Origin of the sequence: Streptosporangium sp. NPDC006007 (assembly GCF_040614315.1) — a bacterium.
Taxonomy (GTDB): domain Bacteria; phylum Actinomycetota; class Actinomycetes; order Streptosporangiales; family Streptosporangiaceae; genus Streptosporangium.
Genome location: NZ_JBEXUG010000013.1, coordinates 1 through 25,947, shown reverse-complemented (window position 1 = coordinate 25,947; position 25,947 = coordinate 1). Strand labels below are relative to the sequence as shown.

General features: G+C 69.6%; 30 protein-coding genes and 2 pseudogenes. 24 read left to right on the top strand and 8 right to left on the bottom strand.

What is annotated here, in order from left to right:
- Positions 1 to 59: 59 nt before the first annotated feature.
- Entirely contained in the window at positions 60 to 1,616 is a 1,557-nt protein-coding gene (gene ffh, locus ABZ194_RS12925) for a signal recognition particle protein (RefSeq protein ID WP_355595507.1), read from the top strand.
- Between the two features lie 301 nt (positions 1,617 to 1,917).
- Here ffh and ABZ194_RS12920 read toward each other — a convergent pair whose 3' ends face one another.
- Positions 1,918 to 2,178, bottom strand: a complete 261-nt coding sequence (locus tag ABZ194_RS12920; protein WP_355595505.1) for a hypothetical protein — start codon at positions 2,176 to 2,178, stop codon at positions 1,918 to 1,920.
- A 267-nt stretch (positions 2,179 to 2,445) separates the two neighbouring features.
- Between ABZ194_RS12920 and rpsP the strand changes: the two genes are divergently transcribed.
- The 12 genes from rpsP to dprA all read left to right on the top strand — a co-directional run bounded on the left by rpsP (position 2,446) and on the right by dprA (position 11,872).
- Complete coding sequence (gene rpsP, locus ABZ194_RS12915; protein WP_355595503.1) at positions 2,446 to 2,907, top strand: 30S ribosomal protein S16; 462 nt, start codon at positions 2,446 to 2,448, stop codon at positions 2,905 to 2,907.
- A 1-nt stretch (position 2,908) separates the two neighbouring features.
- Entirely contained in the window at positions 2,909 to 3,151 is a 243-nt protein-coding gene (locus ABZ194_RS12910) for an RNA-binding protein (protein ID WP_355595501.1), read from the top strand.
- A 205-nt stretch (positions 3,152 to 3,356) separates the two neighbouring features.
- Positions 3,357 to 3,872 carry a ribosome maturation factor RimM gene (gene rimM, locus ABZ194_RS12905; protein WP_355595499.1) on the top strand — a complete coding sequence of 172 codons (516 nt, stop codon included), beginning with the start codon at positions 3,357 to 3,359 and terminating at the stop codon, positions 3,870 to 3,872.
- Position 3,873: 1 nt separating this feature from the next.
- Complete coding sequence (trmD, locus tag ABZ194_RS12900) at positions 3,874 to 4,641, top strand: tRNA (guanosine(37)-N1)-methyltransferase TrmD (protein WP_355595496.1); 768 nt, start codon at positions 3,874 to 3,876, stop codon at positions 4,639 to 4,641.
- A 274-nt stretch (positions 4,642 to 4,915) separates the two neighbouring features.
- Complete coding sequence (rplS, locus tag ABZ194_RS12895; protein ID WP_355595494.1) at positions 4,916 to 5,269, top strand: 50S ribosomal protein L19; 354 nt, start codon at positions 4,916 to 4,918, stop codon at positions 5,267 to 5,269.
- Positions 5,270 to 5,423: 154 nt separating this feature from the next.
- A complete protein-coding gene (lepB, locus tag ABZ194_RS12890) occupies positions 5,424 to 6,293 on the top strand; it encodes a signal peptidase I (RefSeq protein ID WP_355595492.1) in 870 nt (289 codons plus the stop codon).
- 9 nt (positions 6,294 to 6,302) lie between these two features.
- On the top strand, positions 6,303 to 6,974 hold the full coding sequence (gene lepB / locus ABZ194_RS12885) for a signal peptidase I (protein WP_355595490.1): 672 nt from the start codon (positions 6,303 to 6,305) through the stop codon (positions 6,972 to 6,974).
- Between the two features lie 64 nt (positions 6,975 to 7,038).
- Entirely contained in the window at positions 7,039 to 7,725 is a 687-nt protein-coding gene (locus ABZ194_RS12880; RefSeq protein ID WP_355595488.1) for a ribonuclease HII, read from the top strand.
- 39 nt (positions 7,726 to 7,764) lie between these two features.
- Positions 7,765 to 8,088 carry a DUF2469 domain-containing protein gene (locus tag ABZ194_RS12875; RefSeq protein ID WP_067184127.1) on the top strand — a complete coding sequence of 108 codons (324 nt, stop codon included), beginning with the start codon at positions 7,765 to 7,767 and terminating at the stop codon, positions 8,086 to 8,088.
- A 405-nt stretch (positions 8,089 to 8,493) separates the two neighbouring features.
- Positions 8,494 to 8,856, top strand: a complete 363-nt coding sequence (locus ABZ194_RS12870; RefSeq protein ID WP_355595485.1) for a YraN family protein — start codon at positions 8,494 to 8,496, stop codon at positions 8,854 to 8,856.
- Positions 8,857 to 8,906: 50 nt separating this feature from the next.
- Positions 8,907 to 10,475, top strand: a complete 1,569-nt coding sequence (locus ABZ194_RS12865) for a YifB family Mg chelatase-like AAA ATPase (protein ID WP_355595483.1) — start codon at positions 8,907 to 8,909, stop codon at positions 10,473 to 10,475.
- A 389-nt stretch (positions 10,476 to 10,864) separates the two neighbouring features.
- The gene (gene dprA, locus ABZ194_RS12860; protein WP_355595481.1) at positions 10,865 to 11,872 is read left to right on the top strand and encodes a DNA-processing protein DprA; all 1,008 of its coding nucleotides are present in this window, start codon (positions 10,865 to 10,867) and stop codon (positions 11,870 to 11,872) included.
- Positions 11,873 to 12,528: 656 nt separating this feature from the next.
- Here the strand turns inward: dprA and ABZ194_RS12855 are convergent.
- The gene (locus ABZ194_RS12855) at positions 12,529 to 12,915 is read right to left on the bottom strand and encodes a M23 family metallopeptidase (RefSeq protein ID WP_355595479.1); all 387 of its coding nucleotides are present in this window, start codon (positions 12,913 to 12,915) and stop codon (positions 12,529 to 12,531) included.
- A gap of 113 nt (positions 12,916 to 13,028) precedes the next feature.
- On the opposite strand from ABZ194_RS12855, the gene ABZ194_RS12850 reads away from it, so the two are divergent.
- The gene (locus ABZ194_RS12850; RefSeq protein WP_355595477.1) at positions 13,029 to 13,229 is read left to right on the top strand and encodes a hypothetical protein; all 201 of its coding nucleotides are present in this window, start codon (positions 13,029 to 13,031) and stop codon (positions 13,227 to 13,229) included.
- Positions 13,230 to 13,529: 300 nt separating this feature from the next.
- Here ABZ194_RS12850 and ABZ194_RS12845 read toward each other — a convergent pair whose 3' ends face one another.
- The gene (locus tag ABZ194_RS12845; protein ID WP_355595475.1) at positions 13,530 to 13,766 is read right to left on the bottom strand and encodes a hypothetical protein; all 237 of its coding nucleotides are present in this window, start codon (positions 13,764 to 13,766) and stop codon (positions 13,530 to 13,532) included.
- Between the two features lie 299 nt (positions 13,767 to 14,065).
- Here ABZ194_RS12845 and rpsB point away from each other — a divergent pair, with 299 nt between their 5' ends.
- The 5 genes from rpsB to ABZ194_RS12820 all read left to right on the top strand — a co-directional run bounded on the left by rpsB (position 14,066) and on the right by ABZ194_RS12820 (position 18,493).
- Positions 14,066 to 15,028, top strand: coding sequence for a 30S ribosomal protein S2 (rpsB, locus tag ABZ194_RS12840; protein ID WP_355595473.1), 963 nt, complete (start codon positions 14,066 to 14,068; stop codon positions 15,026 to 15,028).
- A gap of 115 nt (positions 15,029 to 15,143) precedes the next feature.
- Positions 15,144 to 15,977 (top strand): translation elongation factor Ts, encoded by an 834-nt coding sequence (gene tsf / locus ABZ194_RS12835; RefSeq protein ID WP_355595471.1) that lies wholly within the window; start codon positions 15,144 to 15,146, stop codon positions 15,975 to 15,977.
- A gap of 121 nt (positions 15,978 to 16,098) precedes the next feature.
- Positions 16,099 to 16,797: a UMP kinase gene (gene pyrH / locus ABZ194_RS12830; RefSeq protein ID WP_355595469.1), complete on the top strand. Its 699-nt coding sequence runs from the start codon at positions 16,099 to 16,101 to the stop codon at positions 16,795 to 16,797.
- Positions 16,798 to 17,041: 244 nt separating this feature from the next.
- Positions 17,042 to 17,599: a ribosome recycling factor gene (gene frr / locus ABZ194_RS12825; RefSeq protein WP_355595467.1), complete on the top strand. Its 558-nt coding sequence runs from the start codon at positions 17,042 to 17,044 to the stop codon at positions 17,597 to 17,599.
- A 69-nt stretch (positions 17,600 to 17,668) separates the two neighbouring features.
- Positions 17,669 to 18,493, top strand: a complete 825-nt coding sequence (locus tag ABZ194_RS12820; RefSeq protein ID WP_355595465.1) for a phosphatidate cytidylyltransferase — start codon at positions 17,669 to 17,671, stop codon at positions 18,491 to 18,493.
- 201 nt (positions 18,494 to 18,694) lie between these two features.
- Here ABZ194_RS12820 and ABZ194_RS12815 read toward each other — a convergent pair whose 3' ends face one another.
- Complete coding sequence (locus ABZ194_RS12815) at positions 18,695 to 19,777, bottom strand: suppressor of fused domain protein (RefSeq protein ID WP_355595463.1); 1,083 nt, start codon at positions 19,775 to 19,777, stop codon at positions 18,695 to 18,697.
- Positions 19,778 to 19,850: 73 nt separating this feature from the next.
- On the opposite strand from ABZ194_RS12815, the gene rlmN reads away from it, so the two are divergent.
- A complete protein-coding gene (gene rlmN, locus ABZ194_RS12810; protein WP_355595461.1) occupies positions 19,851 to 20,975 on the top strand; it encodes a 23S rRNA (adenine(2503)-C(2))-methyltransferase RlmN in 1,125 nt (374 codons plus the stop codon).
- A gap of 36 nt (positions 20,976 to 21,011) precedes the next feature.
- Here rlmN and ABZ194_RS12805 read toward each other — a convergent pair whose 3' ends face one another.
- From ABZ194_RS12805 to ABZ194_RS12795, 3 genes are all read right to left on the bottom strand, one after another.
- Complete coding sequence (locus tag ABZ194_RS12805) at positions 21,012 to 21,683, bottom strand: hypothetical protein (RefSeq protein WP_355595459.1); 672 nt, start codon at positions 21,681 to 21,683, stop codon at positions 21,012 to 21,014.
- A gap of 49 nt (positions 21,684 to 21,732) precedes the next feature.
- The gene (locus tag ABZ194_RS12800) at positions 21,733 to 22,455 is read right to left on the bottom strand and encodes an ABC transporter ATP-binding protein (RefSeq protein ID WP_355595457.1); all 723 of its coding nucleotides are present in this window, start codon (positions 22,453 to 22,455) and stop codon (positions 21,733 to 21,735) included.
- 364 nt (positions 22,456 to 22,819) lie between these two features.
- A complete protein-coding gene (locus ABZ194_RS12795; protein WP_355595764.1) occupies positions 22,820 to 23,065 on the bottom strand; it encodes a hypothetical protein in 246 nt (81 codons plus the stop codon).
- 59 nt (positions 23,066 to 23,124) lie between these two features.
- Between ABZ194_RS12795 and ABZ194_RS12790 the strand changes: the two are divergent.
- Positions 23,125 to 23,442 (top strand): annotated as a pseudogene (locus ABZ194_RS12790) (transposase); the annotation flags it as partial.
- Between the two features lie 50 nt (positions 23,443 to 23,492).
- Here ABZ194_RS12790 and ABZ194_RS12785 read toward each other — a convergent pair.
- Positions 23,493 to 23,555 (bottom strand): annotated as a pseudogene (locus tag ABZ194_RS12785) (hypothetical protein); the annotation flags it as partial.
- A gap of 501 nt (positions 23,556 to 24,056) precedes the next feature.
- On the opposite strand from ABZ194_RS12785, the gene ABZ194_RS12780 reads away from it, so the two are divergent.
- From ABZ194_RS12780 to ABZ194_RS12770, 3 genes are all read left to right on the top strand, one after another.
- Positions 24,057 to 24,857: a recombinase family protein gene (locus ABZ194_RS12780; RefSeq protein ID WP_355595746.1), complete on the top strand. Its 801-nt coding sequence runs from the start codon at positions 24,057 to 24,059 to the stop codon at positions 24,855 to 24,857.
- A gap of 130 nt (positions 24,858 to 24,987) precedes the next feature.
- Positions 24,988 to 25,566: a TetR/AcrR family transcriptional regulator gene (locus tag ABZ194_RS12775; protein ID WP_355595455.1), complete on the top strand. Its 579-nt coding sequence runs from the start codon at positions 24,988 to 24,990 to the stop codon at positions 25,564 to 25,566.
- Complete coding sequence (locus ABZ194_RS12770) at positions 25,557 to 25,946, top strand: nuclear transport factor 2 family protein (RefSeq protein WP_355595453.1); 390 nt, start codon at positions 25,557 to 25,559, stop codon at positions 25,944 to 25,946. The genes ABZ194_RS12775 and ABZ194_RS12770 overlap by 10 nt, the downstream gene beginning before the upstream one ends.
- Position 25,947: the final 1 nt, after the last annotated feature.

Here is a 25,947-nt window from a genome sequence, read left to right as displayed (position 1 = left end):
CCAGCGGATAGGCTGGGTGGTCGAGTCGCAGACCTGTAGCGCAGAGGCTGGCCAATCACGTGTTCGAGACGCTTTCCGACCGGCTCACATCGGTCTTCTCCTCCCTCCGTTCCAAGGGTCGGCTGTCCGAGGCCGACATCGACGCAACCTGCCGCGAGATCCGCATCGCGCTGCTTGAGGCCGACGTCGCGCTGCCGGTGGTCAAGACGTTCGTCGCCCAGGTCAAGGAGCGTGCCCGGGGGAGCGAGGTCTCCCAGGCGCTGAACCCCGCGCAGCAGGTCGTCAAGATCGTCAATGACGAGCTGGTCGAGATCCTGGGCGGCGAGACCCGGCGGCTCCGCCATGCCAAGACCCCGCCGACCGTCATCATGCTCGCCGGTCTCCAGGGCGCCGGTAAGACCACCCTGGCGGGCAAGCTCGCCCGCTGGCTGCGCGACCAGAACCACACACCGCTGCTGGTCGCCGCCGACCTGCAACGTCCCAACGCGGTCCAGCAGCTCTCGGTCGTGGCCGAGCGCGCGGGCGTCCCGGTCTACGCCCCCGAGCCCGGCAACGGCGTCGGCGACCCGGTCGCGGTGGCCCGCCAGTCGCTGGAGCACGCCCGGCGCCAGCAGCACGACACCGTCATCATCGACACCGCGGGCCGCCTGGGCATCGACCAGGAGCTGATGAGGCAGGCCGCCGACATCCGCGACGCGGTCTCCCCCGACGAGGTCCTGTTCGTCGTCGACGCCATGATCGGCCAGGACGCCGTCTCCACGGCCCAGGCGTTCATGGAGGGGGTCGGCTTCGACGGCGTCGTGCTCACCAAGCTCGACGGCGACGCCCGCGGTGGTGCCGCCCTGTCGGTCCGCCACATCACCGGCAAGCCGATCATGTTCGCGTCCACCGGGGAGAAGCTGGAGGACTTCGACGCCTTCCACCCGGATCGGATGGCCTCCCGCATCCTCGACATGGGTGACATCCTCACCCTGATCGAGCAGGCGCAGAAGACCTTCGACGAGCAGGAAGCCGCCAGGATGGCGGGCAAACTCACCTCGGGTGAGGGCTTCACGCTCGAAGACTTCCTTGAGCAGATGATGATGGTCCGCAAGATGGGCCCCATCAAGAACCTGCTCGGCATGATGCCCGGCATGGGGCAGATGCGCGACCAGCTCAACCAGGTCGACGACCGTGACCTGGACCGTGTCGCCGCCATCATCCGCTCCATGACCCCGGGCGAGCGCCAGAACCCCAAGATGATCGACGGTTCTCGCAGGGCCCGCATCGCCAAGGGGTCCGGCGTGACGGTGACCGAGGTCAACAGCCTGGTCATCCGCTTCTTCGACGCGCAGAAGATGATGAAGCGCATGGCCGGCGGGATGGGCATCCCCGGCATGCCCGGCGGGCGCAAGGCGGGCAAGGCCGCGCAGAAGAAGGCCGCCAAGGGGCGCAGGGTCAGCGGTGACCCGCGGAAGGCGTCACTCGCCAAGGGCGCCTCCGGCACGGCGGCCTCGGACGACCCCCCGAGCGCGAAGGGCGCCCTCGGCAGACTGGGGGCCGGTCAGCTTCCGCCCGGCCTGGAGCTGCCGCCGGGCTTCGACCCCTCGAAATTCAAGCTCCCCGGGCAGAAGTGAGTGACGGCGGATTCCACGGACGGGCCCGCTGGATCTGGTTGATCATCATGGTGGGCTTCATCGCCGTGGCGGTGCTGGAACTGCTGGGGGTACGGCCCAAGTAGCACCCACGGGGGCGGCGGGAGGATCCGCCGCCCCCGCCCCCGCCCCCGCCGCCGTGTTCGGGTGCCCCGCTGTCTCCCTCCGATCGCCCCGTGCCGCCTTCCCACCGGGATCGGCCCGCCGGGCCGGCCGCGCCTGCCGGAGGGCGGTGGCGCCGGGGGCGGCGCGGGGATCGCCGACGGTGCGGAGGCCGTCGGCGTCAGCGCGGTGGCGGTGAGCAGCCGGGCGGCTGGACCAGCGTTCTCAGCAGCGCCGCCAGCAGCGGCGACATGCCGTCGGGGGTCCCGGCGCCCTCAGTGGGGGCCGCCGGACGCCGGAGTGCGCCGCCGTCGCACGCACCGATCTCCGGGGGCGGCGCGAGTTCGCCGGTGGCCGAGGCCGTTCTCAGGGTGAGCGCGATGCCCAGCACCGCGAGGGATCCGATCGCGGCCGGCAGCAGGGATCTCAAGGTGGTTGCCACGGCGGCCAATTAGCGCAGCAGGGGAAGCCGCCTGGCGTGCCGGACACACGGGAATTACCGAGATTTGCCCTCCGCCGGCCGTACGGGATGGGTGCTCGACGGCCGGGCACCTCCGTGAGTCTGGCACAATGACATGTTGGAACATCGTGACTACACGGGTGCCCTCTCACCCCCGCGTACCGCGCCTGTCCCTTGGGCGTCCTCTCCTCGTGCCCCACTCGATGAGATGCCGTTCACCCACGCTCTAATGCAGGAGAGACCACACCAGTGGCAGTCAAGATCAAGCTCAAGCGGCTCGGCATGATCCGCAACCCGCAGTACCGCATCGTCATCGCCGACAGCCGCACCAAGCGTGACGGCCGGGCGATCGAGGAGATCGGCCTGTACCACCCGAAGGAGCACCCCTCGCGCATCGAGGTCGACTCCGAGCGGGCGGCCTACTGGCTGGGCGTCGGCGCGCAGCCGACCGGCCCCGTGCTGAAGCTCCTCAAGCTCACCGGCGACTGGCAGAAGTTCAAGGGCGAGCCCGCCCCCGCTCCGCTGCTGGTCGCCGAGCCCAAGGCCGACCGGCACGCCGTCTACGAGGCCGCGGCCAAGGAGACGCTCTCTCTGGAGAGCGCCGCCACCACGCCGAAGAAGTCGGCCAAGAAGGCCGTGAAGGTCGAGGAACCCGCCGCCGAGACGCCGGCCGAGTCGGTCGCGGAGGAGAAGCCGGAAGGCGAGGCCTGAGGTGCTTGAGGAGGCCCTCGAGCACCTGGTGAAGGGCATCGTCGAATACCCCGACGAGGTCCAGGTTCACGCTCGCCGCATCCGCAGCGGACGTGTGCTTGAGGTCCGGGTCCACCCCGAGGACCTCGGCAAGGTCATCGGCCGTGGAGGCCGTACGGCCAAAGCGCTCCGCACCGTGGTGAACGCTCTGGGCGACGGTAAGTACGTCCGGGTCGATCTGCTCGACCTGAACGAGGCCCGCTAGGCCGTATTGTGTGGATCTTCGTTCTGACGGGGGTTCGCGCGACACGGTCTGGGCCCCTCCCGTGGATCTCGCCGCGGCGACGCGGCGGATAGAGGATCCAACGGGCGGGGCCGAGCCGACACGAGATCCATCGAGTGAACGGGTCACCCACCCACGGTGGGTGACCCGTTCGCCTTCCACCCCACGACCACCCTGGGAGGCGGACGTGCAGCTTGTCGTAGGCCGGATCGGCCGCCCGCACGGACTCCGCGGCGATGTGTCCGTGGAGGTCCGCACCGACGACCCGGAGGAGCGTTTCACTCCGGGGTCGGCCCTCGCCACCAACCCCGCGTCCGCCGGTCCGCTCGTCGTCGGTTCCCGGCGGTGGCACTCCGGTGTCCTGCTGGTCAGGTTCGAGGGCGTCGACGACCGCGACCGCGCCGAGGCGCTCCGCGGCGTCATGCTCGTCATCGACTCGGCGGACATTCCGCCGCCCGAGGACCCCGACGAGTTCTACGACCACCAGCTCATCGGCCTGACGGTCCTCACCCCCGAGGGCGAGCGGGTCGGCGAGGTGTCCGACGTGCTCCACCACGGCCAGGACCTGCTCGTGGTACGGCGCCCCGCCGGTGAGGCGTACGTGCCGTTCGTCAAGGCGCTGGTCCCCGTGATCGACCTGGACGGGGGCACCCTCGTGGTGGACGCGCCGGCCGGCCTGCTCGACCCGGACACGGCCGTCTGACATGCGCGTCGACATCATCTCGATCTTCCCCGAGTACTTCGCCCCGCTCGACGTCTCCCTCATCGGCAAGGCGCGCGAGCGGGGCACCCTGGACGTCCGTCTCCACCAGCTCCGCGACTGGGCTCACGACGTGCACCGCACCGTGGACGACACCCCCTACGGCGGCGGCCCCGGCATGGTCATGAAGCCCGGCCCGTGGGGTGAGGCCATCGACGCCGTCCTCGCGACCGGGCGGGGCGCCCCGCCCAGGATCGTCGTGCCGACCCCGAGCGGGGTGCCCTTCACCCAGAGGCTGGCCATGGAGTACGCCGCCGAGCCCTGGCTGCTGTTCACGCCCGCCCGCTACGAGGGCATCGACTCCCGGGTCATGGCCGAGTACGGCACGCGGACGCGGGTGGACGAGGTCAGCATCGGTGACTACGTGCTGGCCGGGGGCGAGGCGGCCGTGCTGGTGATGGTCGAGGCCGTCGGGCGGCTGCTGCCCGGGGTGCTCGGCAACGCCCGCTCGGCCGTGGACGACTCGTTCGCGCCGGGGGCGATGGAGAACCTCCTCGAAGGTCCGGTCTACACCAAGCCGCCCGAGTGGCGGGGGCACGAGGTCCCGGAGATCCTGCTCTCCGGGCACCACGGCAGGATCGCCCGGTGGCGGCGGGACCAGGCGCTCCGCCGTACCGCGAAGAACCGCGCCGAACTGCTGGCCGCGCTCGACCAGGAGAGCCTGGACCTCCACGATCGGCAGGTCCTGGCCGAACCCGACCTCCCCGTCTGACCTCAGGCCCGGCCGGTTCCCCGGAACCTCCCCGCGGTCTCTGCCCGCCTCCGGAGCGGCCGGCCCGCGTGCCCTGACCCGTTGATTTCCGGTCGGTCGTGAAAATATGGCAGACTGAAGCGTTGCCGCTTACTGTCCACGGGTTGGCGCGCGCCGCCGGGCAGACGGGCCCGACGTCAAGACACATCCACTTCAGCATGTGTGTCCGCCGCGATGTCGCCTCACGGCGGCCGGGCGAACCTCCGCATGCTCGCTCAGATGAGGTACCACTGTCATGCACACGCTGATCACCGAGCTCGAAAAGTCCTCGCTCCGCACCGATGTCCCGGACTTCCGCCCCGGTGACACGCTTGAGGTTCACGTCCGAGTGATCGAGGGCAGCCGCTCCCGCGTCCAGGTGTTCAAGGGCTTCGTCCTTCGCCGTCAGGGCAGTGGCGCCCGCGAGACCTTCACCGTCCGCAAGGTCAGCTACAGCGTCGGCGTCGAGCGCACCTTCCCGGTGCACAGCCCGGTCATCGAGAAGATCACCCTGGTGACCCGTGGCGACGTCCGCCGCGCCAAGCTCTACTACATGCGTGACCTGCGCGGCAAGGCCGCCCGCATCCGCGAGAAGCGCGAAGCCCGCTAAGGCCCTCCGCGCCGTGCCTGTCTGGCCCGTTCCCCGCCCGGGGATACGGGCCAGTCGCATGCAGGCGGGTTTGACCTCTTATGGCGTACCCATAGCTCTCAGGTAACCAGGCGGGCGACCGGTTGGCGCCCATCATCATCTAGGCTCGTCAACGATGACTAGCGAAGACCGGGAGTCCGGCGCAGCCTCGCGTCGACCTGTCGAGGACGAGGTGGACGTGGTCGCCGAAGAAACCCAGAAGACCGCCAAGGGCGGCAGGGACAAGAAGAAGGGCTCCTTCTGGAAGGAGCTTCCCGTCCTGATCGTCGTCGCGCTGGTCCTCGCGTTCGTCATCAAGACCTTCGTCATCCAGGCGTTCTACATCCCGTCGGAGTCGATGGAGAACACGCTCCTGACGAACGACCGGGTCCTGGTCAACAAGCTCGTCTACCACGTCCGAGGCATCGAGCGCGGGGACGTGGTGGTCTTCTCCGGGGTGGACTCCTGGGACGGCGAGGTGAAGCTCCAGGAACCGTCCAACCCGGTCGCCGCGTTCTTCCGCTGGGTCGGCACCGCGTTCGGCGTGGTGCCCGGCGAGAAGGACTACATCAAGCGGGTCATCGGGGTGCCGGGCGACACGGTGAGATGCTGTGACGCCCAGGGGCGGATCACCGTCAACGGGGTGCCCCTCGACGAGAGGGCCTACCTCCACCCCAACGACGAGCCGGCCCGTGACCCCTTCGAGGTCAAGGTTCCGCCGGGTCGTCTCTGGGTGATGGGCGACCACCGCTCGGTCTCCCTCGACTCCCGCTCCCACCTGGGCGACCCCGGAGGCGGGACCATCCCGGTGGACAAGGTGATCGGCCGGGCCTTCGTGATCGTCTGGCCGTTCTCCAGGGCCGAGATCATCCCCATTCCCGACACCTTCAACCAGCCGGCGCTCAGAGCCGCCGTCGCGGTGGGAGAGGCCGCCCCGTTCGCCGCAGGGCTCGCGGGGGCCGTGCCACTGCTGCTGTGGCGTCGCCGCCAGCGTTCGAGGCGGTAGCCGTACCCCATGACCGTGGAACCCCCCAACGAGTCCGTGACCCCCGACGCCGAGCCCGTCGTTCCTCCCGGCGCGGACCCCGGCGGTGACGGGAGGGGCAAGAAGAGGAACGACGCGAAGGCCCCCCGTAAGGGGGGCGGCCTCCGCGAGTCGCTGTTCCTGCTCGTGTCCGGTGTGCTCGTGGCCCTGCTGCTGCAGGCTTTCGTCTTCCGGTCCTTCTACATCCCCTCGGAGTCGATGGAGAACACCCTCATCGAGGGTGATCGCGTGATCGTCAACAAGCTGTACGGCGAGACCGAGCGCGGTGACATCGTGGTCTTCAAGGGCTGGCGGGGTGACGACACCATCAAACGGGTCATCGCGGTAGGCGGTGACACGGTGAGATGCTGTGACGCGCAGGGGCGGATCACCGTCAACGGGGTGCCCCTCGACGAGAAGGCGTACCTCCACCCCGACGACTTCCCCTCCGGGGACAAGTTCGAGAAGGTCGTCCCCAAGGGACGGCTCTGGGTGATGGGCGACCACCGCTCGGCCTCCTCCGACTCGCGGACACACGAGGAGATGGAGGGGGAGGGCACCATCTCGACGGCGGCGGTGATCGGCCGGGCCTTCGCGATCTACTGGCCGTTCTCCAGGGCGACCCTCCTGTCGACGCCGGAGACCTTCGTCAAGGTGCGATAGCAGTACCGAACGGTGAAGATGGGGCGTACTCTCGGCTCATGGTCGCTATGTCTGCCGTGGTGCCATGACAATCGCGTTCCGCCCCGCTCCCAGCGTGGTCCGGCGAGATTCGGGACTGTACGGTTATGAGCGTGCTCTCGCGCGCCGAGGGCTGGGGCCCGTGGCCGGGGTCGACGAGGCGGGCCGGGGGGCCTGCGCCGGGCCGCTGGTGGTCGCCGCGGTGGTGCTCGGACGCCCCGTCGACGGCTTGAACGACTCCAAGTCCCTGGCGGCCTCCCGGCGCGAGTCGCTGTACCGGCGGATCACGGCGACCGCGGAGGCGGTCGGCGTGGTGGTGATCCCGCCGGGCGAGATCGACGCGCGCGGCCTGCACCGGTCCAACATCGAGGGGATGCGCCGGGCCGTGGCACGGCTATCCTGTGATCTTGGCTATGTGCTCACCGACGGTTTTCCCGTCCCCGGCCTGCCCGTGCCGTCACTCGGCATGTGGAAGGGGGACCAGGTCGTGGCCTGTGTCGCGGCGGCCTCGATTGTGGCGAAGGTGACGCGGGACAGGATGATGATCGAGCTCGACGGCCGCCACCCCCGGTACGGCTTCGCCGTGCACAAGGGATATGGCACCCTGGGGCACCGCAGGGCACTTGAGACGTACGGCCCGTGTCCGGACCACCGATTCTCGTTCGCGACGGTGGCGCGGTCCAGGCCGGGGGAGGCGATGGGTGAGAATGAAGTGGGGGCCGGCATCGCCTGATCGGGCGGGCCGGGAAGGGCGTGCAACAGGAGGACCGGTATGAGCGCAGAGGATCTCGAAAAATACGAAACCGAGATGGAGCTGCAGCTTTACCGTGAGTACCGCGACGTGGTCGGACTGTTCACCTACGTCGTGGAGACCGAGCGGCGCTTCTATCTCACCAACTCCGTGGATCTGGACGTCCGCACCGCGGAGAACGGTGACGTGTTCTTCGACGTGAAGATGCAGGACGCCTGGGTCTGGGACATGTATCGGCCGGCCAGGTTCGTGAAGAACGTCCGCGTGGTGACCTTCAAGGATGTGAACGTGGAGGAACTGGCCAAGCCCGACCTGGAGATGCCCAAGGAGGGCTTCTCAGGCTGAGGACTCCGATCCGGAGGCAACCGCCCCGGCAGACCACCGGACCGGGGACCCCTCGCCCCAAGGAGCCGCCGGCCCGAGTTCCCCCGAACCGGGCCGCCGGCTTGAGGTCTCTCCGGGGTGGTTCGCCGGGGCGGGGGTCTTCCCGAGTTTCGGGCAACGCTTGGGGCGGGTCCTCTTGGACCGGAAGGTCGTTGGACCGAGACACCCCGAACCGGCCATCTGCTGGACTGAGAATCAGCCGGCCCGGGATATCCCGGGCCGGGTGCCTTGCTGAGGCTCCGGGGCAGGTTCTGGACTGGGTTTTCCACAGGTGTCCTCCGCGCCCGGCCGGATGTCCACAGAATCCGGTTCGGTCCGCCGGAGGCGGGGTGAGCTGAGCGAAAGTCTGGAACCGGAGGTGGTTCCATGGCCGCGAAGGACGAGCTCGGCAAGCATGGCGAGCAGATCGCCGTCGACTATCTGCTGGCCCACGACATGCAGATTCTGGATCGTAACTGGCGGTGTTCCGACGGCGAGATCGACGTGGTCGCCCGTGAGGGGCGGACGCTCGTCGTGGTGGAGGTGAAGACCCGCTCCGGCCGCACCCACGGGACCGCCTTGGAGGCGGTGACCTGGGCGAAGCTCGCCCGGCTGCGCAGGCTCGCCACCAGATGGCGAGGAGAGCGCCGTGACCGGTGCGAGCGGTTCGACGCGATCCGCGTTGACGTCGTCGCGCTGGAGCGGTTCGCCGGAGACTTCGTCATCCGTCACGAGCGGGGGATGTCCTAGATGCGCCCCGGGCCGTTCCTGACCGTTCGCCACGTCCGGGAGGTGGCCTGGTGACCGTGGCACGCACGCGCTGTGTCGCCCTGCTCGGAGTGACCGGCCATCCGGTCGGCGTTGAGGCCGACGTGGGCAGCGGCATGGCCGGCATGCATCTGATCGGCATGCTGGACACCGCGCTGAGCGAGGCCCGCGACCGGGTCCGCTCGGCGGTGGTCAACAGTCGCCATGCCTGGCCCGACGCCCGGATCACCGTCAGCCTGTTCCCCGCCAGCCTGCCCAAGAGGGGGAGCATGTTCGACCTCGCGATCGCGGTGGCATTGCTCGCGGCGGCCGGGTTCGTGCCCGCGGCGAGGGTCGCCACGCCGTTCTTCCTGGGCGAGCTCGGCCTCGACGGTTCGGTGCGTCCCTTACGGGGCGTTCTCCCCGCCGTGCTGGCGGCCGTCGCGGCCGGTGCCCGTATGGTCGTGGTCCCCGCGCTCAACGCCGCCGAGGCCGGCCTCGTGCCGGAGGTGACGGTGATTCCCGCCTCCAATCTGGGGGAGCTGGTGAGCTGGCTGCGCAGCGACAATCCGGTGAACATTCCCATGGCCGAAGGCGTCGCGCGGAGCGGGGCCGGGCTCGGCGGCGCGTTGCCGCCTTCTCCGGGGGAGGCCGGGGAGATCGTCCCCGACCTGGGCGACGTGGCGGGCCAGCCCTTCGCCCGCCGGGCGCTGGAGGTCTGTGCCGCAGGAGGACACAACTTCTGGATGCTGGGGCCGCCCGGCACCGGCAAGACGATGCTCGCCGAGCGGTTGCCCACCCTGCTGCCGCCTTTGGAGCGGGAGCAGGCGCTGGAGGTCACCGCGATCCACTCGGTCGCCGGGACGCTGCCCCTGGACCGCCCGCTGCTTACCCGTCCACCGTTTGTGGCGCCCCATCACACCGCGACGGTCGCGGCCGTGATCGGCGGGGGCAGCGGCATGATCCGTCCGGGCGCGGTCTCGCTCGCCCACCGGGGAGTCCTGTTCCTCGACGAGGCGCCCGAATATCCGGCGATCGTTCTCGACTCGCTCAGGCAGCCGCTCGAATCGGGCAAGGTGACCGTCTGCAGGGCATTGGGCTCGGTGACGTTCCCGGCCAGGTTCATGCTGGTGCTGGCCGCCAACCAGTGCCCGTGCGCGCGGCCGTCCAGCCCCGAGGACCCGTGCCGATGCACCCCCACGGCCCGGCGCCGCTACCTCGCCAGGCTGTCCGGTCCGCTGCTGGACCGCATCGACGTCAAGACCATGCTGTATCGCTCGACCCGTCGTGAGCTTCTCGCCGACCGCCGATTCATCGAGCCGAGCCGGGTGGTGGCCGAGCGGGTACGCGCCGCCCGCGCAAGTGCCGCGGAACGCTTCGCGGGCAGGCCCTGGCGGTGCAACGCGGAGATGCCGTCGCGGGCGCTCCACACCGACTACCGGCCGGCGCCGAAGGCGATGTCCCCGCTCCTTCGCTGCCTGGACAGCGGGGAGCTGAGCGCTCGCGGACTCGATCGCGTGCTCAGGGTCGCCTGGAGCCTGGCCGACCTCGGAGGCCGGAGGGTGCCCGAGATCACGGAGACCAACGCCGCCCTCGGACTGTGGCTGGGGGAGGAGCGGTGAGCGAACGGCTCGCGCGGGTCACGTTGATGCGGTTGGCCGAGCCGGGTGACGCGGTGATGGGCAGGCTCGTCGCCGTCCACGGCCCGGAGGCCGCCGTCGAGCGGATTCGCCGGGGGCGCGTGGACCCGGAGTTCGTCCGCTGGTTCGCGAGATCCCGCGACCGTGGCTCGCCCGAGCCCCGAAAGAACAGATTTCCGGCCGTCGGTGACCCGTTCCCGGTCGGACGCGACCGACCTCCGGCTATGAGCGATCAACTCCCGTTCACGAACGATCCGCCTCCGGCTGGGAGTGATCAATTCCCGGCTGGGAGCGGTCCGCGTCGTGTCGCGTGCGACCGGTCCCCGGCCGTCGGCGATCCGTTTCCGGTCGAGGGTGACCGGCCCCCGGCTATGAGCGACCGGCTCCTGCCCAAGCTCGAACGGCTGCTCGCCTCCTGGACGGCTCGGCTGGAGACGGCCGACCCCGGCCGGGATCTGGCCGAAGGGGAGTGGAGCGGGGCCCGGCTGCTGATTCCCGGCGACTCCGAGTGGCCCACCCAGCTGGACGACCTCGGAGATTCCCGCCCGTATGCCCTCTGGCTCCATGGGCAGGCGAACCTGCGGTTCTCCTGCCTGCGCTCCGTCGCGATCGTCGGCTCCCGGGCCGCCACGCCGTACGGCACGCATGTCGCGGCGGAGTTCGGGGCCGGGTTGAGCCAGCGAGGCTGGAGTGTCGTGTCAGGCGGCGCGTACGGCATCGACGGAGCGGCCCATCGGGGTGCCCTCGCCTGCGGGACGCCAACCGTCGCTGTGCTCGCCTGCGGCACCGATGTCACCTATCCCAGCGCCCACCATGACCTGTTCGCGATTGTGCGGTCCCAGGGCGTCCTGGTGAGCGAGTGTCCGATGGGCACCCGTCCGACCCGGCCGCGTTTCCTGGTCCGTAACCGGCTCATCGCCGCCCTGTCCAGGGGGACCCTGGTGGTCGAGGCGGCTGTGCGCAGCGGGGCACTCAACACCGCCGGGCACGCGACCTCGTTGAACCGTCTCCTGGCAGCCGTTCCGGGGCCGGTGACCTCTGAGACCTCGGCCGGATGCCACCGGTTGATCCGTCAAGGGGCGGCGATCTGCGTCACCACCTCCGAAGAGGTGATCGATCTCGTGGGCGCGCTGGGAGACGACCTGGCCCCCGAAGCACGTGGTCCGGTCTTCCCCCGTGATCGGCTGGAGCCGGAGACGCGCCGGGTTCTGGAGGCCGTCCCCGTCCGGACCGGGGTGGGCCCGGCCACCATAGCCGTGGCCGCGGGTGTCGACCTGCAGACCGTGCTGTCCTGCCTGGGGGGTCTGGCCGCCGCCGGATACGTCGAGCGAGTCCCCCGAGGCTGGCGCCTGCGCCCCGACAGACCTCCCGCCCTGTAGAGGCCCCGCTCCCGGTTCCAGTCGGACTACCCACGGAGGCGGGTGACAACGACCCCATACCTTTATCGGGTTGACCGCCCGTTCCGTACGCGGCTGAGCTGATTTCTCGTTCTTTTTTCATCGGGTTGGCCGGTGGGGCTCCGGCAAGTTAGGGGTTTCCCGATTCGTGTCACACGTATGAGCGTGTGCGGAGGCCGAGAGACCGGGGCGACCAAGGGGGGGCGGTCACTGCGATGCTCAGGGGCCATGCCGGCGAAACAGATAAAATGGTAAATTTCCGAGATCCTGGGGCGACTACCGGTTTCTCGGGCGATCGTGTGCTTCGCTCTTCATGTCTTGACCGGGCTGGCCGTTCGCTTCGCTTCTTCGCCGAGTTGGTCACCTGCCCTGCTTTTTCTGAGTCGTCTGCCCTGCTTTTTCTGAGTCACCTACGCTGTTTTTCCTGAGTTGATCTCCCATATGCTCGCGGGATTGGTTGTCATCCATTTGTCCGTCAGGTTGACCGTCCACTGGGGTGGTCGCCCACTTATCTGTGGGGTTGGTTTTCCGCTTACCGGGCCGGTGCGGTGAGGGGGTCACCGGCCCGACCGGCGCCGGTGGATGATGCGTAACCCGGTGTACATCATCGAAAAGTCCTGCGGGGCGGCCTCCCCGGTTTATTCATGGTTCTCTGGCCGGAGAGGCAGCAGTCTGACCTGACCTTGGCCCAGCAGGAGCAGCGGGTCGAGGTACAGGTGGTCGCGGAGCAGACCCCAGTGCAGGCAGGTGGCCGGGCAGTGGCCGGGAGCGTCCTGAACGACGCCGATGACCTCGCCCCGGTCCACCGCCTGGCCGCGCCGTACGGACGGCTGGACAGGTAGGTAGGTCGTACGCAGGCCACCGGGGTGGAGCACGGTCACCACACCCCGCTCCGCGAGCGGTCCCGCGTAGCCGACCATTCCGGCACCCGCCGCCCGAACCTCCGCGCCGGGCGTCGTGGTCAGATCGACTCCACGGTGGCCGGTCAGCCACGGCTGCGCGGGAGGCGCGAAGCGGCGGAGCACGCTGAGGCTGCCTTCGAGCGGCCGGCCCCAGCGAGCCGGGGTTGCCGGAGGTGCCGGGGATGGCGAGAGCGCCGCGGACGCAGGGGGTGTGAGGGGTGTGGGGGGTTTCGAAGGTGCTGAAGGTGCTGAAGGTGCTGAAGGTGCTGAAGGTGCTGAAGGTGCTGAAGATGTTGAAAGTGCTGGGAGTGACAGGCGTGCCGGAGCCGCTGGAGACATCGGATCGGCTTGGGATGCCGGGGCCTTTTGACGGCGTACCGGGGCCTGACTCATCCGGGTGCCCGTGTCGTGTGCGCCTTCGGCGCCCGGAACGGTGAGCAGCATTGTGGACAGCAGGGCTCGCGCCCCGAAGAGGCGTAGGAAACTCACCTGTCCGAGGGTGGGGGACCCGCGCCGGCTGTGAGTGGGCCGAACCGGATTCTGTGGATGGGCCGTACGGCCCCGCGGATTCTGGGGACAGGGGATGTGAGGTTGGAATCTCTGGGGGCGCTGCGAGGCCGGGGACGGAGGACGTTACCCGTCTACGGACGTCATGGAGTTTCGGCCGCTTGAGGTGAGGCTGATTGATCGAAGGCGAGAGGTGGTGGGTGCTCGCCGGTTTCACCGTCCCGCCGGTTTCACCGTCGTCCCACTGCGCCGGAACGGCCCAGCGGGGAGAGCCGGATCCACGGGGCCGTGAGCAGGACCCCGGCCCCGCCGATCCACAGCACCGGCCGTAGCCCCAGCAGTTCGCCGAGTACACCGCCGGTGAGGCCGCCGAGGGCGAGAACGCCCTGGATCACGAAGGTGTTGGTGGCGTTGACGCGGCCCTGCAGTTCGGCCGCGTTCAAGCCCTCGCGGATCTCGGTCCACATGCCGCGCGGGGGAGCGGGGGTGTGCCGCTCCGGCGCGGCGTCGGCGCGGAGGGGAATCGGCTGACGCGCTGAGGTCGTCGGGGTCCTGTTGAGGTCAGGGCGCGGTCCGGCTGAGGGTAGACTTTTCGATGGCCTGTTACTCACGGGCCAACTTCGCATGCCCCTTCGAGAATCGTCCCCTCGGTCCGGGTGAGAGCCCGGCAGGAGCCGGTTCGGAGCATCAGGGCGGCGACCGCGGGTCGCCGCGCCAACCGAGAACAGCGCCCAGAGATGGGCGCTCCGACCTGGAGGACAATCACATGTCCACCCCCGTCGTCACCATGCGGCAGCTGCTGGAAAGCGGCGTCCACTTCGGTCACCAGACGCGTCGCTGGAACCCGAAGATGAAGCGCTTCATCTTCACCGAGCGCAACGGCATCTACATCATCGACCTCCAGAAGTCGCTGGCCTTCATCGACAGGGCCTACGACTTCGTCAAGGAGACCGTCGCGCACGGCGGCACGATCATGTTCATCGGCACGAAGAAGCAGGCCCAGGAGGCCATCGCCGAGCAGGCCGCCCGGGTCGGCATGCCGTACGTCAACCAGCGCTGGCTGGGTGGCATGCTCACCAACTTCTCCACCGTGCACAAGAGGCTCCAGCGTCTGAAGGAGCTTGAGGAGCTCGACTTCGACAACGTGGCCGCGTCGGGGCTCACCAAGAAGGAGCTCCTCATGCGCCGCCGCGAGAAGGAGAAGCTGGAGCGCACCCTCGGCGGTATCCGCGACATGTCCCGTGTTCCCAGCGCGGTGTGGGTCGTCGACACCAAGAAGGAGCACATCGGGATCAGCGAGGCCCGCAAGCTCAACATCCCGGTCGTCGCGATCCTCGACACCAACTGCGACCCGGACGAGGTCGACTACCCGATCCCGGGTAACGACGACGCCATCCGCGCCGTCGGCCTGCTGACCCGCGTCGTCGCCGACGCCGTCGCCGCCGGCCTCATGGCCCGCGCCGGTGCCGGCCGTGGCGACGACAAGCCGGCCGTCGCCGGTGGCGCCGAGCCGCTGGCCGAGTGGGAGCAGGAGCTGCTCGCCCGGGTTGAGACCGCCCCGGCCGCCGCCGCTGCCGAGGCTCCGGCCGCCGAGGCCCCCGCGGCCGAGACGGTCGAGGCCGCCGAGGTCGTCGAGGTGGCTGAAAGCGCCGAGGCCGCCCCGGCCGCCGAGAACGACGCCGCCGCTGCCGAGGCTCCGGCCGCCGAGGTCGCGGACGCCGGCAAGTAGGTCCAGGCCCTTCTCGTACGGCGCAGCCGTACGACCCGCAAGGCCCTTTCCGGGTGGGTGCGCTCGTCACGAGCGCACCCACCCGATCCACGACGATTCCCACGAGGAAAAGACAATGGCTTCCGTGAACATGGCCGACGTCAAGCGGCTTCGTGAGCTGACCGCCGCCGGCATGATGGACTGTAAGAAGGCTCTTGAGGAGTCCACCGGCGACTTCGACCGCGCCGTCGAGCTTCTGCGCCTCAAGGGCGCCAAGGATGTCGGCAAGCGTGAGGCCCGCACCGCCTCCAACGGCCTGGTCGCCCTGAAGCAGGACGGCGACTCCGCCGCCGCGCTGCTTGAGCTCAACTGCGAGACCGACTTCGTCGCCAAGGGTGAGCGTTTCCAGGAGCTCGCGGCCCAGGTCGTCGCGCACATCCTGGCCGCCAAGCCGGCCGACGTGCCCTCCCTGCTGGAGTCCGAGCTCGACGGCAAGACCGTCAAGGAGCACCTGGACGAGGCCAACGCCGCGCTCGGCGAGAAGATCGAGATTCGCCGGTTCGCGCTGCTTGAGGGCGGCTTCGTCGGCGCCTACATGCACAAGACCGACCCGCAGCTCCCGCCGACGGTCGGCGTGCTCGTCCAGCTCGACAGCGCGAACGCCGAGGTCGCCAAGGACATCGCCCAGCACGCCGCCGCGATGGCCCCCAAGTATCTCAGCTCCGCCGAGGTCCCCGCCGACGTCATCGAGAAGGAGCGCGCGCTCTTCGAGGAGATGACCCGGGAGGAGGGCAAGCCCGAGGCCGCCGTCGGTAAGATCGTCGATGGCCGGATCAACGGCTGGTACAAGGACTTCACCCTGCTTGAGCAGGCGTTCGTCAAGGACAACAAGAAGTCCGTTGCGAAGTTCGCCGACGAGAACGGTGTTCAGGTCCAGGCCTTCGTCCGCTTCAAGGTCGGCCAGGCCTAGGTTTGACCCAGCTTCTCTCATCAGAGTGCTAAACGAGGAGGCCGCCGCCGTGCAGGAGAATCCAGGACCCGCTACGTCGGCGGTTTCGTCGTATTCGGGTCCGCTCCGCTGGAAACGCGTCATGCTGAAGCTGTCCGGCGAGGCCTTCGCCGGCGGTGAGCCACTGGGCATCGATCCCGGTGTCGTCGGCCATCTGGCCGACTCGATCGCCGAGGCGGTCCGCGAGGGCGTTCAGGTCTCGGTCGTGGTCGGCGGTGGCAACATGTTCCGCGGCGCCGCTCTGTCCGAGCGGGGTATGGACCGCGCCAGGGCCGACTACATGGGCATGCTCGGTACGGTCATCAACTGCCTGGCCCTCCAGGACTTCCTGGAGAAGCGCGGCATCGACACCCGCGTCCAGACGGCGATCACCATGCAGCAGGTCGCCGAGCCCTTTCTGCCCCGCCGCGCCATCCGCCACCTTGAGAAGGGGCGCGTGGTCATCTTCGGGGCAGGGCTCGGCTCGCCCTTCTTCTCCACCGACACCTGCGCCGCGCAGCGCGCGCTGGAGATCGGCGCCGAGGCGTTGCTCAAGGGCACCCAGGTGGACGGTGTCTACGACGCCGACCCCCGGAAGAACCCCGATGCCGTCCGGTTCGACCACCTCGAATATGGTGAGGTGCTGACCCGTGGTCTCGGCGTCATGGACGCCACCGCGATCAGCCTGTGCATGGACAACGGTCTGCCGATCGTGGTCTTCGACCTCATGGGTGAGGGCAACATCCTGCGGGCGGTGCGTGGTGAGAAGATCGGCACGCTGGTGAGTCCGGCAGGGAAATAGGAAGCGAGCCCGACCGCGGCGAGCGGAGCGGGGGCGATACGTGTCCGCCGGGGGAGTGCCTCCGGTGGGAGGACACCCCGCGAAGCCGCCGGGGAACGGCGCGCGACCCAAAAGACGGGGAGCGAGCCTGACCACGGTGAGCGGAGTGGGGGAGACGCGTGTCCGCCGGAGCGTGCCTCCGGCCGGAGAACACCCCGCGAAGCGAGTGTGCAATGGTGAGTGACCGAGAAGGCAGGGAGCCGCTGTGATCGACGAAACCCTCCTCGAAGCCGAGGAAAAGATGGAGAAGGCCGTTGTGGTGGCGAAGGAGGACTTCGCAGCCATCCGCACGGGCCGAGTCACCCCGTCGATGTTCAACAAGATCAGCGCTGAATACTACGGGACACCCACTCCCATTCAGCAGCTGGCCTCGTTCCACGTCCCCGAGGCTCGCATGGTCATCATCCAGCCCTTCGACAGGAGCTCGATGGCCGCGATCGAGAAGGCGATCCGCAACTCCGACCTGGGCGTTAATCCCGGCAACGACGGTCAGGTCATCCGGGTGGCCTTCCCCGAGCTGTCGGAGGAGCGCCGCAAGGAGTACATCAAGGTCGCCCGGACCAAGGCGGAGCAGTCCAAGGTCTCCATCCGGAACATCCGCCGCCATGCCAAGGAGACCCTCGACAAGATGGTCAAGGACGGCGAGGCCGGTGAGGACGAGGTGCGTCGCGCCGAGAAGGAACTCGACGACCTCACCCAGAAGCATGTCGCCAAGATCGACGAGCTGCTCAAGCACAAGGAAACCGAGCTGCTCGAAGTCTGAGCCGTGATCCTTGTCCCGTGCGGGTCCTTCCGCGCGGGACAGGGATTTCGCGTATGAGAGTAGGACCCCTTGGAATCTGCGGCGGGCGGTAGCCGAACCGGCCGGAACCTTCCCGTCGCGATCGCGGTGGGCGCCGGTCTGGGAGCGGTCATCATCGCCTCCCTCTATCTCGTCAAGGTCCTCTTCCTGGCCGTGCTGGTCGCGGCGGTGGGCATCGGCGTGACGGAGCTGGTCAGATCGTTCGAGGCCAGGGACATCAAGGTGCCGATGATCCCGGTCCTGGCCGGGATGGCCGCCATGATCGTCGGCGCCTACCTGGGCGGGGCCGCCTGGCTGCTCGGCGTCTTCGCGGCGACCGCGCTGGTGATGATGGTCTGGCGGATGTTCCAGGGCACCGAGGGCTACGTCCGGGACGTCTCGGCCACCCTCCTGGTCACGATCTACCCCTCCATGCTCGCCGGGTTCGTGGCGCTTCTGCTCGCTGACCCGCACCACGGCGCGGATCTGGTGGTCGTCTTCATCGCCACCACGGTCGCGAGTGACATAGGTGGATATTTCGCAGGAATATCCCTCGGTAAGCACAAGATGTCCCCGCTGATCAGCCCCAAGAAGACCTGGGAGGGCTTCGCCGGGTCGGCGCTGGCCTGCATGGCCGTGGGCGGCTGGCTGGTGGCGTGGCTGCTGCACGGCGCGGTCTGGAAGGGCGTGCTGGTCGGCGCGGTCGTGGTGGTCTTCGCCACCCTCGGCGACCTCGTCGAGTCGGTGATCAAGCGGGACCTCGGCGTCAAGGACATGGGCAGCGTGCTCCCGGGCCACGGCGGTCTGATGGACCGCCTCGACTCCCTCGTCGCCGCGCTGGTCCCGGTCTGGGCGCTGCTCACCCTCTTGCTCTGAGCCCTCACGCCCCGAGCTCCGAAGGATTCCGAGCTCCGAAGGGGCCCGGTCTGGAGGTTTCGCCTTCTCGCCGCGCGCGGGGCCGGTCCTGACCGGGAGCCCCATCCCCATCGCGAGCGGGGCGGCCGTCACCGGCGCCGAGGCCCCGAGGCGGATGACTCACCTCCTCGCCGCGAGCCGGGAAGGTCCGGCCCGGTGGCCTCACCCTCCCGGTGTGAGCCGGTCGGCCGACAGCCGGGGGAGCAGCGCCCGGTAGTCGGACTCGGCGACCAGGCGCAGCTCCTCCGCGGTGATCGGGACCAGCCAGAGCCACTGCACGGCCTCCCCTCCGAAGGCGAAGCCCGACAGGTCGGGCAGGCCCGGCAGCCCGGTCAGCATGACGACGCCGCTGTAGCCGGAGCCCAGCGGGAACGTCTCGGGCCGGTGATACCACTTCGCGGTGTGCCCGTGACCCAGCCAGGTGACCGAGTGCCAGGGATACTGGCCCAGCCACAGGAAGAGCCTGGCCGCGTCGCGGGGGTCGCCGGGGGTGGCCACGGCCAGCTCCACCCGGGCGTGAGCCTCCGGCTGCTCGATGTACTGCTCCACGGTGGGCATTCGCTGGCAGCTCATTCCCACGGTGGACAGGATCGTGTGCTCGCGCCCCCGCTCCGGCGGCCGTTCGGTGATGCCCACTGTGGGCATCCGCTCGCCGCCCGCGTCCCAGAACCTGCCCGCCGTACCGACCTTCCGGTCCAGATGACCCATCACGAACTGCTGGAACGTCGCCCAGGTGCCGTCGCCGCCACGCCAGTCCCAGTAGGCCCGCGCCTTGGCCAGCCGGGGCGCCAGCCCTTCCAGGGCGTCCTCCAGCGACCAGGCGAAGGGCCACTCACCCACCGCGTCGAGGGAGTAACCCGGCATGTCCCTGCTCATGTCGGCCCAGCCGGGAATGACCGCCAGCAGCTCGTCGTTCTCGTACAGGGCGACGCCGTCGCCCTCCTCGAACCAGAGCGTCCGCAGCCCGGCGGGCGGCGGCCTGCCGCCGGGACGCCTGGTGTTCGCCCGGGGAGCCACCGGGGGCAGCCCGGAGGCCAGGCGGCTCGGGTCGGCGGTCTCCGGGGCCTGACCGTGATTGGCCAGCCACACGGCTCCGTGCACCGTGCCCTCCGGCCCGCACAGGTAAGCTACCGATGAGGTCTCGTCGCCTTCGACCACCAGGGTGCGGCTCCCATAGGGATTGACGTCGGTGAGCACGATCTCGACGCCGTCTCCCCGCTCACCCCTGGAGCGGATTGTCGCCATACCTCCGGACTCTAGAGCAGGGGCGAGCGCCGCTCCGAGTATTCGCACAACCGTCGAGAGAAGGCTTTTGGACGTGTCGACTGCCAGCCCGACCGGGGCCCCCGTACCCGGCCAGCTCACTTTTGTGGCGCCCCGCAGGGCCAAGCCCGCGCGTCACCTGGCCGACCTGACCATGGCCGAGCGGCGGGCGGCCGTCGCCGAGCTGGGCGAGAAGCCGTTCCGCGCGGACCAGCTCTCCCGGCACTACTTCGAGAAGCTCAACGGCGACCCCGAGCTCATGACGGACCTTCCGGCCGCGGCCAGGGAGAAGTTCGCCACCGCGCTCTTCCCCAGGCTGCTGACCTCCGTCCGGGAGATGACGACCGACGGCGGCACCACGCGCAAGACGCTCTGGCGGCTGTTCGACGGTGCGCTGGTCGAGTCCGTCCTCATGCGCTACACCGATCGCACCACCATGTGCGTGTCCTCCCAGGCCGGCTGTGGCATGAACTGCCCGTTCTGCGCCACCGGCCAGGCGGGCCTGACCCGGAACATGACCACCGCCGAGATCGTCGAGCAGGTCGTCGCCGGGGCGCGGGCCCTGGGCGCCGGAGAGGTTCCGGGCGGTCCCGGCCGGGTCGGCAACGTGGTCTTCATGGGCATGGGCGAGCCGCTCGCCAACTACCGGGCCGTGATCGGCGCCGTGCGCCGGATGGTCGAACCCGTCCCCCACGGCCTGGGCATCTCCGCCCGGGGCGTCACGGTCTCCACCGTCGGCCTGGTCCCCGCGATCGGCAAGCTCGCGGACGAGGGCCTGCCGGTGACGCTGGCGCTCTCCCTGCACGCGCCCGACGACGAACTGCGCGACACCCTGGTGCCGATCAACACTCGCTGGAAGGTCGCCGAGGTCCTCGAAGCGGCCTGGGGATACGCCGCCAAGACCGGGCGCCGGGTCTCCATCGAGTACGCCCTGATCAAGGACATCAACGACCAGGAGTGGCGGGCCGACCTGCTGGGCAGGTTGATCAGGAACAGGCTCGTGCACGTCAACCTGATCCCGCTCAACCCGACCCCGGGTTCGAAGTGGACCGCCTCCCGCCCCGAGGACGAGCGGGCCTTCGTCCGCCGCCTGGAGTTCCACGGCGTCCCGGTCACCGTCCGCGACACCCGGGGCCGCGAGATCGACGGCGCCTGCGGCCAGCTCGCCGCCGCCGAGTAGGCCCCGGTAAACCGCATAACCCGCGCGGGACACCGATCAGGGGCGGGTACGGCGCAGCCGTGCATAGAGGGTCATCCCCGCCGAGGCCCAGAAGAGTGTCGCGGCGGTGAGCGGGAGCAGGGCCGCGTCGAGTCCGCCGGTGTTGGCCGCGCGCATCCACGGCATGATCGGCACCGTGAAACCGCCCACCGGAGTCAGGCTGAGCAGCAGCATGGCGAGATAGCCGCCGAACAGCACCAGCAGCGAGACGGCGGGGGAGGGCATGATCGGCTTGCTGGTCAGCGCGCCCAGAGCCGTCCCGACGCTCAGGCCGAGCAGGTGCAGCCCGAGGCCGCGCAGCAGGTCACCCGGGGTCGGCAGGGCGGTGAAGCCGTGGACCAGGGGCAGCGCCACCGCGATCGCCGTCAGGCCGAGGTTGACGGCGAGGGCGGCGAGCAGTCCGGCCCCCACCTCCCGGCCAGGCCGACCGGCGGCCGTCATCGAGATCAGCCGTTGGGTGGGCGGCTCGGTGTCGAGCAGACTCCGGGCGGCCCAGGCGAAGACGAGGATGAGCAGCCCGGCCGAGTCGCCGTAGGAGGACAGCTCCTTGCCCGCGGGGATGGGCGAGGAGTAGAAGACGACCATCATCGCGAACAGTGCGATCACCGGCTGGAGCAGGCGGTGCGACCGCGCGTAGGCGGCCAGCTTGAAGCGGACGAGGGGGATCATTTTCCTCCGGCCTCCTCCAGCACGGAGACTTTCGGCAGCGGGGAGGAGGTCACGCCGTCCACCGTGCGGTCCGCCGGGTGGTGTAGCCGTCCGCCTGGAGCCGCTGCTCGACCTCGTCGGCCCGGTCGGCGTCGACGAGCACCTCGATGACCGCCTGCCGGGGCCGTTCCCCGGCCTCGACGGCGACCGTGCCACCGCCGACCAGCCAGTGCTCGGCGCCGGGGAAGGTGTCAAGCTGATTCTGGTGGTCGCTCACCACGACCGTTCCGCCGGCCGCCGCGATCTCGCCGATGATCGCGGGGAGTTCGCCACGGGTGTGCGCGTCCAGCCCGGCGAAGGGTTCGTCCAGGATCAGCAGGTCCGGCCGGGCCAGCAGCGACTGGATCAGCCCGACCTTCTGGGCACTGCCCTTGGACAGGTCGCCGAGCTGCCGGTCCAGCAGCGGGGCCGCGTCCAGCCGCCCGGCCAACTCTCCTATCCTCGTGGGCGAGACGTCCCGGATCCCGGCCAGATGGGTCAGGTAGGCCATGGCCGTGAACGGCTGGTTCACCGGGAAGACATCGGGGGCGTAGCCGACGGTCCGGGGCTGTCCGAAGATCGAGCCTCTGGACGGCGGGACGATCCCGGCCAGCAGCCGCAGCAGCGTTGACTTACCGGCACCGTTGCAGCCGGTGACCTCGACCACGGAACCGGGACGGAGCGCGAGCTCGACGTCCCGAAGAACCCAGGGATCCCGGCGGGAGTACCGGAAGCAGACCTCGGAGAGCCGCATGTGTGGAAACCCTACCGTGATCACCCATTCTGTCGCCGACACTTTCCGACCCGGAGAGAGGGGGCGGATCCCACCGAGGTCCCCGGCGGCCCCTGGTCGCCCTCGCGGACCGCCCGGATGGGGATGCGCGGCGATCCCGTGGTCAGGGCCGGGTGGTCGACCTCCCGGGCATGGTGATCTGGACACGGTGGAGTCTGGTCGGGTACGGCGACGCGGAACGGGGGAAGGCCACGCCGCCGTACCGGCTCCATGGGGTGGGCCGCCTCACCCGGTTCCGCAGTCGGCCCAGCCCAGCCCAGTCCAGCCCGGTCTGGTCTGGCTCAGCTCGGCTTGACCCGGCTGAGCCTGGCGTGAGCCGCCTCGGTCATATCGGGTCCGCGCGGAGGGGTCGCGGGTGGGGGTAGGGGTGCTGGGTGCGGAGCCGGGCGTAGTGGCGGGCGATCCGGCCGGCGGCCTGTTCCGGTTCGCTCGCCCGGTGGGAGGCGTAGATCGGCCGGTGCCGCCGGGTGTCCCGGCCCGCGCACCACCAGAAGCGGTCGCCGTTGGACCAGACCACCAGGCCCGTCCAGACCGAGACCAGCGCCAGGCCGTACCCGCCGTGCACGTCCACCGTGATGTGGTGGGGTAGGAGTGCGGGTATGACACGACGACCCTTTCCACCCCTCTGATCTGACCGATGAGCGGTGGGCGCTGATCGAGCCGCTGCTTCCCGCGCCGCACTGGGACGGCCGCAAGGAGAAACACCCGCGCCGGGAGGTCGTGGACGCGATCGTGTACGCGGTGCGGACCGGCTGTTCCTGGCGGCAACTGCCGGCCGACTTCCCGCCCTGGCAGACGGTGTACCGGCATTTCGTGCGCTGGGAGGACCAGGGCGTGACCCAGCAGATCCTGGACATGCTGCGCCGGCGCGCCCGCAAACGAGCCGGTCGTGATCCGGAGCCGTCGGCGGCGGTCATCGACAGCCGGAGCGTCAAGGGCGCCAGCACCTCCCGCAGCCGCTCCACATCGCCCGCCGAATAGGTCCGGTACCCGGCCGCGGTCCCCGCCGACGGCCGAACGAGCCTGATCTCGTCATAGTGATGCAGCGTGCGGACGCTCACGCCGGCCAGCTCGGCCACGCGTCCCACGGTCCAGTGATCCTCCACGGCACCGACTATGCAACCTGACGCCACGTGAGGGTCAAGAACGCACTCACGGCAGCAAGAGCCGAAGCGGAGGCCATAGCCGCACTCCGCGTTACCGTCAGAAACGGTCCTTTTCCGGAGCAAAATCGGAAACGGTCCGCGTCGGCGGCCCGGACTGCCGATCCGCTGTCACAACTCGTTCTCACTCAAAAGTAGAGCGGGGCAAGTTTCGGGAATGGTTTGTGACGACATCCGGAGTCATGACGGACCCTCAAACCGCACACCCGAGCGACGCGGACGACGTCGAGCGCCACCCGTGCCCGCGCTGCACGGCCCAGCCCGGATCACCGTGTCGCTCACGCTCCGGCGCGGTCGCCGGCACCTACCACACCGGCCGCTTCACGAAGGTGCCCCGGCTCGCCAAGCTCCTGCGCGTGCCGACCCCGGCCGACCGCGCCCCGGGGCAGCCGTGGCGGCCTGGCACCCCCGCGCCGGTGCCGGTCGCCCCGGACACCCCCAGCGGACATTCGTATCGGCTACGCTCGCTGCTCAACCCTGACCCAAGAACTCCAGACGCAGCTGGACGCGCTCGCCGCGAAGAACATCCCCCGGGACAAGATCTTCGCCGAGAAGATCAGCACCCGCGTGCGGGGCCGGCCGAAGTTCGAGGCCGCGCTCGACGCCGCCCGCGAGATCAAGGCGCATGCCCCGCACTGCCGGGTCATCTTCACCGTGTACGAGATGAAGCGGCTCGGACGCGATGCAGCCGAGCTCACCGCGCTCGCCGACCACCTCGCAGCCCACGGCCTGGTCCTGGAGATGCTCGCCGGGCCCCTGGCCGGGATCTACGACCCGAGCGGGCACGGCCGCCTACTGTTCGCGTTCTTCGCGGCGATGGCGGAGACCGAGCGGGAGAACATCCGGGAGTCGACACTGGAAGGGCTCGACACCGCGGCCCGCAAGGGCAAGCACGGCGGCCGGCCGCCGGTCATCACCGACGACATGCTGCACACCGTGCTCCGCCGCCGCATGGGCGGCGAAGCCGTCGAGCAGATCCAGTCCGACCTGATCATCCCCACCGGCAAGCGCAAGGGGCAGAACCCGAGCCTGTCCAGCATCTACCGAGCCCTGGCCGAACATGAGAAGCGAGCCGCGTACCCCGAAGCCGTCACTGCGGCGCACATCGACTTCGCCGCCCTCCAGGCCGCTGGGGGCCTTCCGGGACAGGGAAGCACGAAGGAGTCGGCCAACCTCTCCGGGCCAGCTCAGAGACCATGATCAATCTCAGCGCCAACCACGGTTTCATTGATCCCCGGGGCCGCTGTAGCGGGAAGCCTGAGCCGCGCGATGTTCCCGCTCGGACGTGTCGGGCCGCACAGGGGGCGAAGCGAGTCGTTACCGTGCTGGGGTGGCACGCCCTGCGAAGTTCGACCCCGACCAGATCCTCGACGTCGCGGCGGCCGTCGCCGCCGAGAGCGGGCACGAGGCGGTGACGATCACCGCGATCGCGGCCCGGCTCGGCGCGCCCAGCGGCTCGATCTACCACCGGTACGGCTCGCGCGACCTGCTGCTGGCCCACCTGTGGGTCAGGACCGTGCGCCGTTTCCAGGAGGGCTTCCTCCAAGCGATTGCGACCCAAGACCTGGAGCAGGCCGTACGGCTGGCAACCGCGCACACCGTGCGATGGTCGGCGGCCTACCCCGACGAGGCGAGGCTGCTGCTTACGCAACACGTGCGCGACCTGAGCGCACGCTGGCCGGACGAGCTCGGTGAGGAGCTGTCCAGGCTCAACGACGCGATGACGAGGGCGATGGCCGAGCTCGCCAGGCGCAGCGACTGCGACCTGGAGCGCATGGTGTTCGCACTGGTCGACGTGCCGCTCGCCGCGGTGCGGCGGCACCTGCAGGCAAGGAAGCCCATCCCGGATTCGGCCGCGGAGATGGCGGAAACCGCCGCCCTTGCCGTAGTTTTAGCGACATGTCTCTAAAACTGGTGGAAAAGTTCTACGAGGGATTCGAGAAGGCCGACGTTGAGCTGATGCTCTCGGCACTCCACCCCGACTTCGTGTTGCGGGTCAGCGAGGGCATGCCCCTCGGGGTCGGCGGCGTGCACCACGGCCCGCAGGCGGCCTTTCGCGACTGCTGGGGCATCATCTTCACCGCCTACGACACCAGGCCGGTACCTGAGGAGTACCTCTGGGCGGATGCCGGGCGCTGCGTCGTGCTCGGCCATTACCGCGGTACGGCCCGCGCCGGAGGGCAGGCCTTCGACGCGGCTTTCACCCACACGCTCACGCTGCGCGAAGGCCGCATCGCCGAACTGGTCCAGATCACCGACACCGCGAGCTGGGCGCCGCCAGGATCCTAGG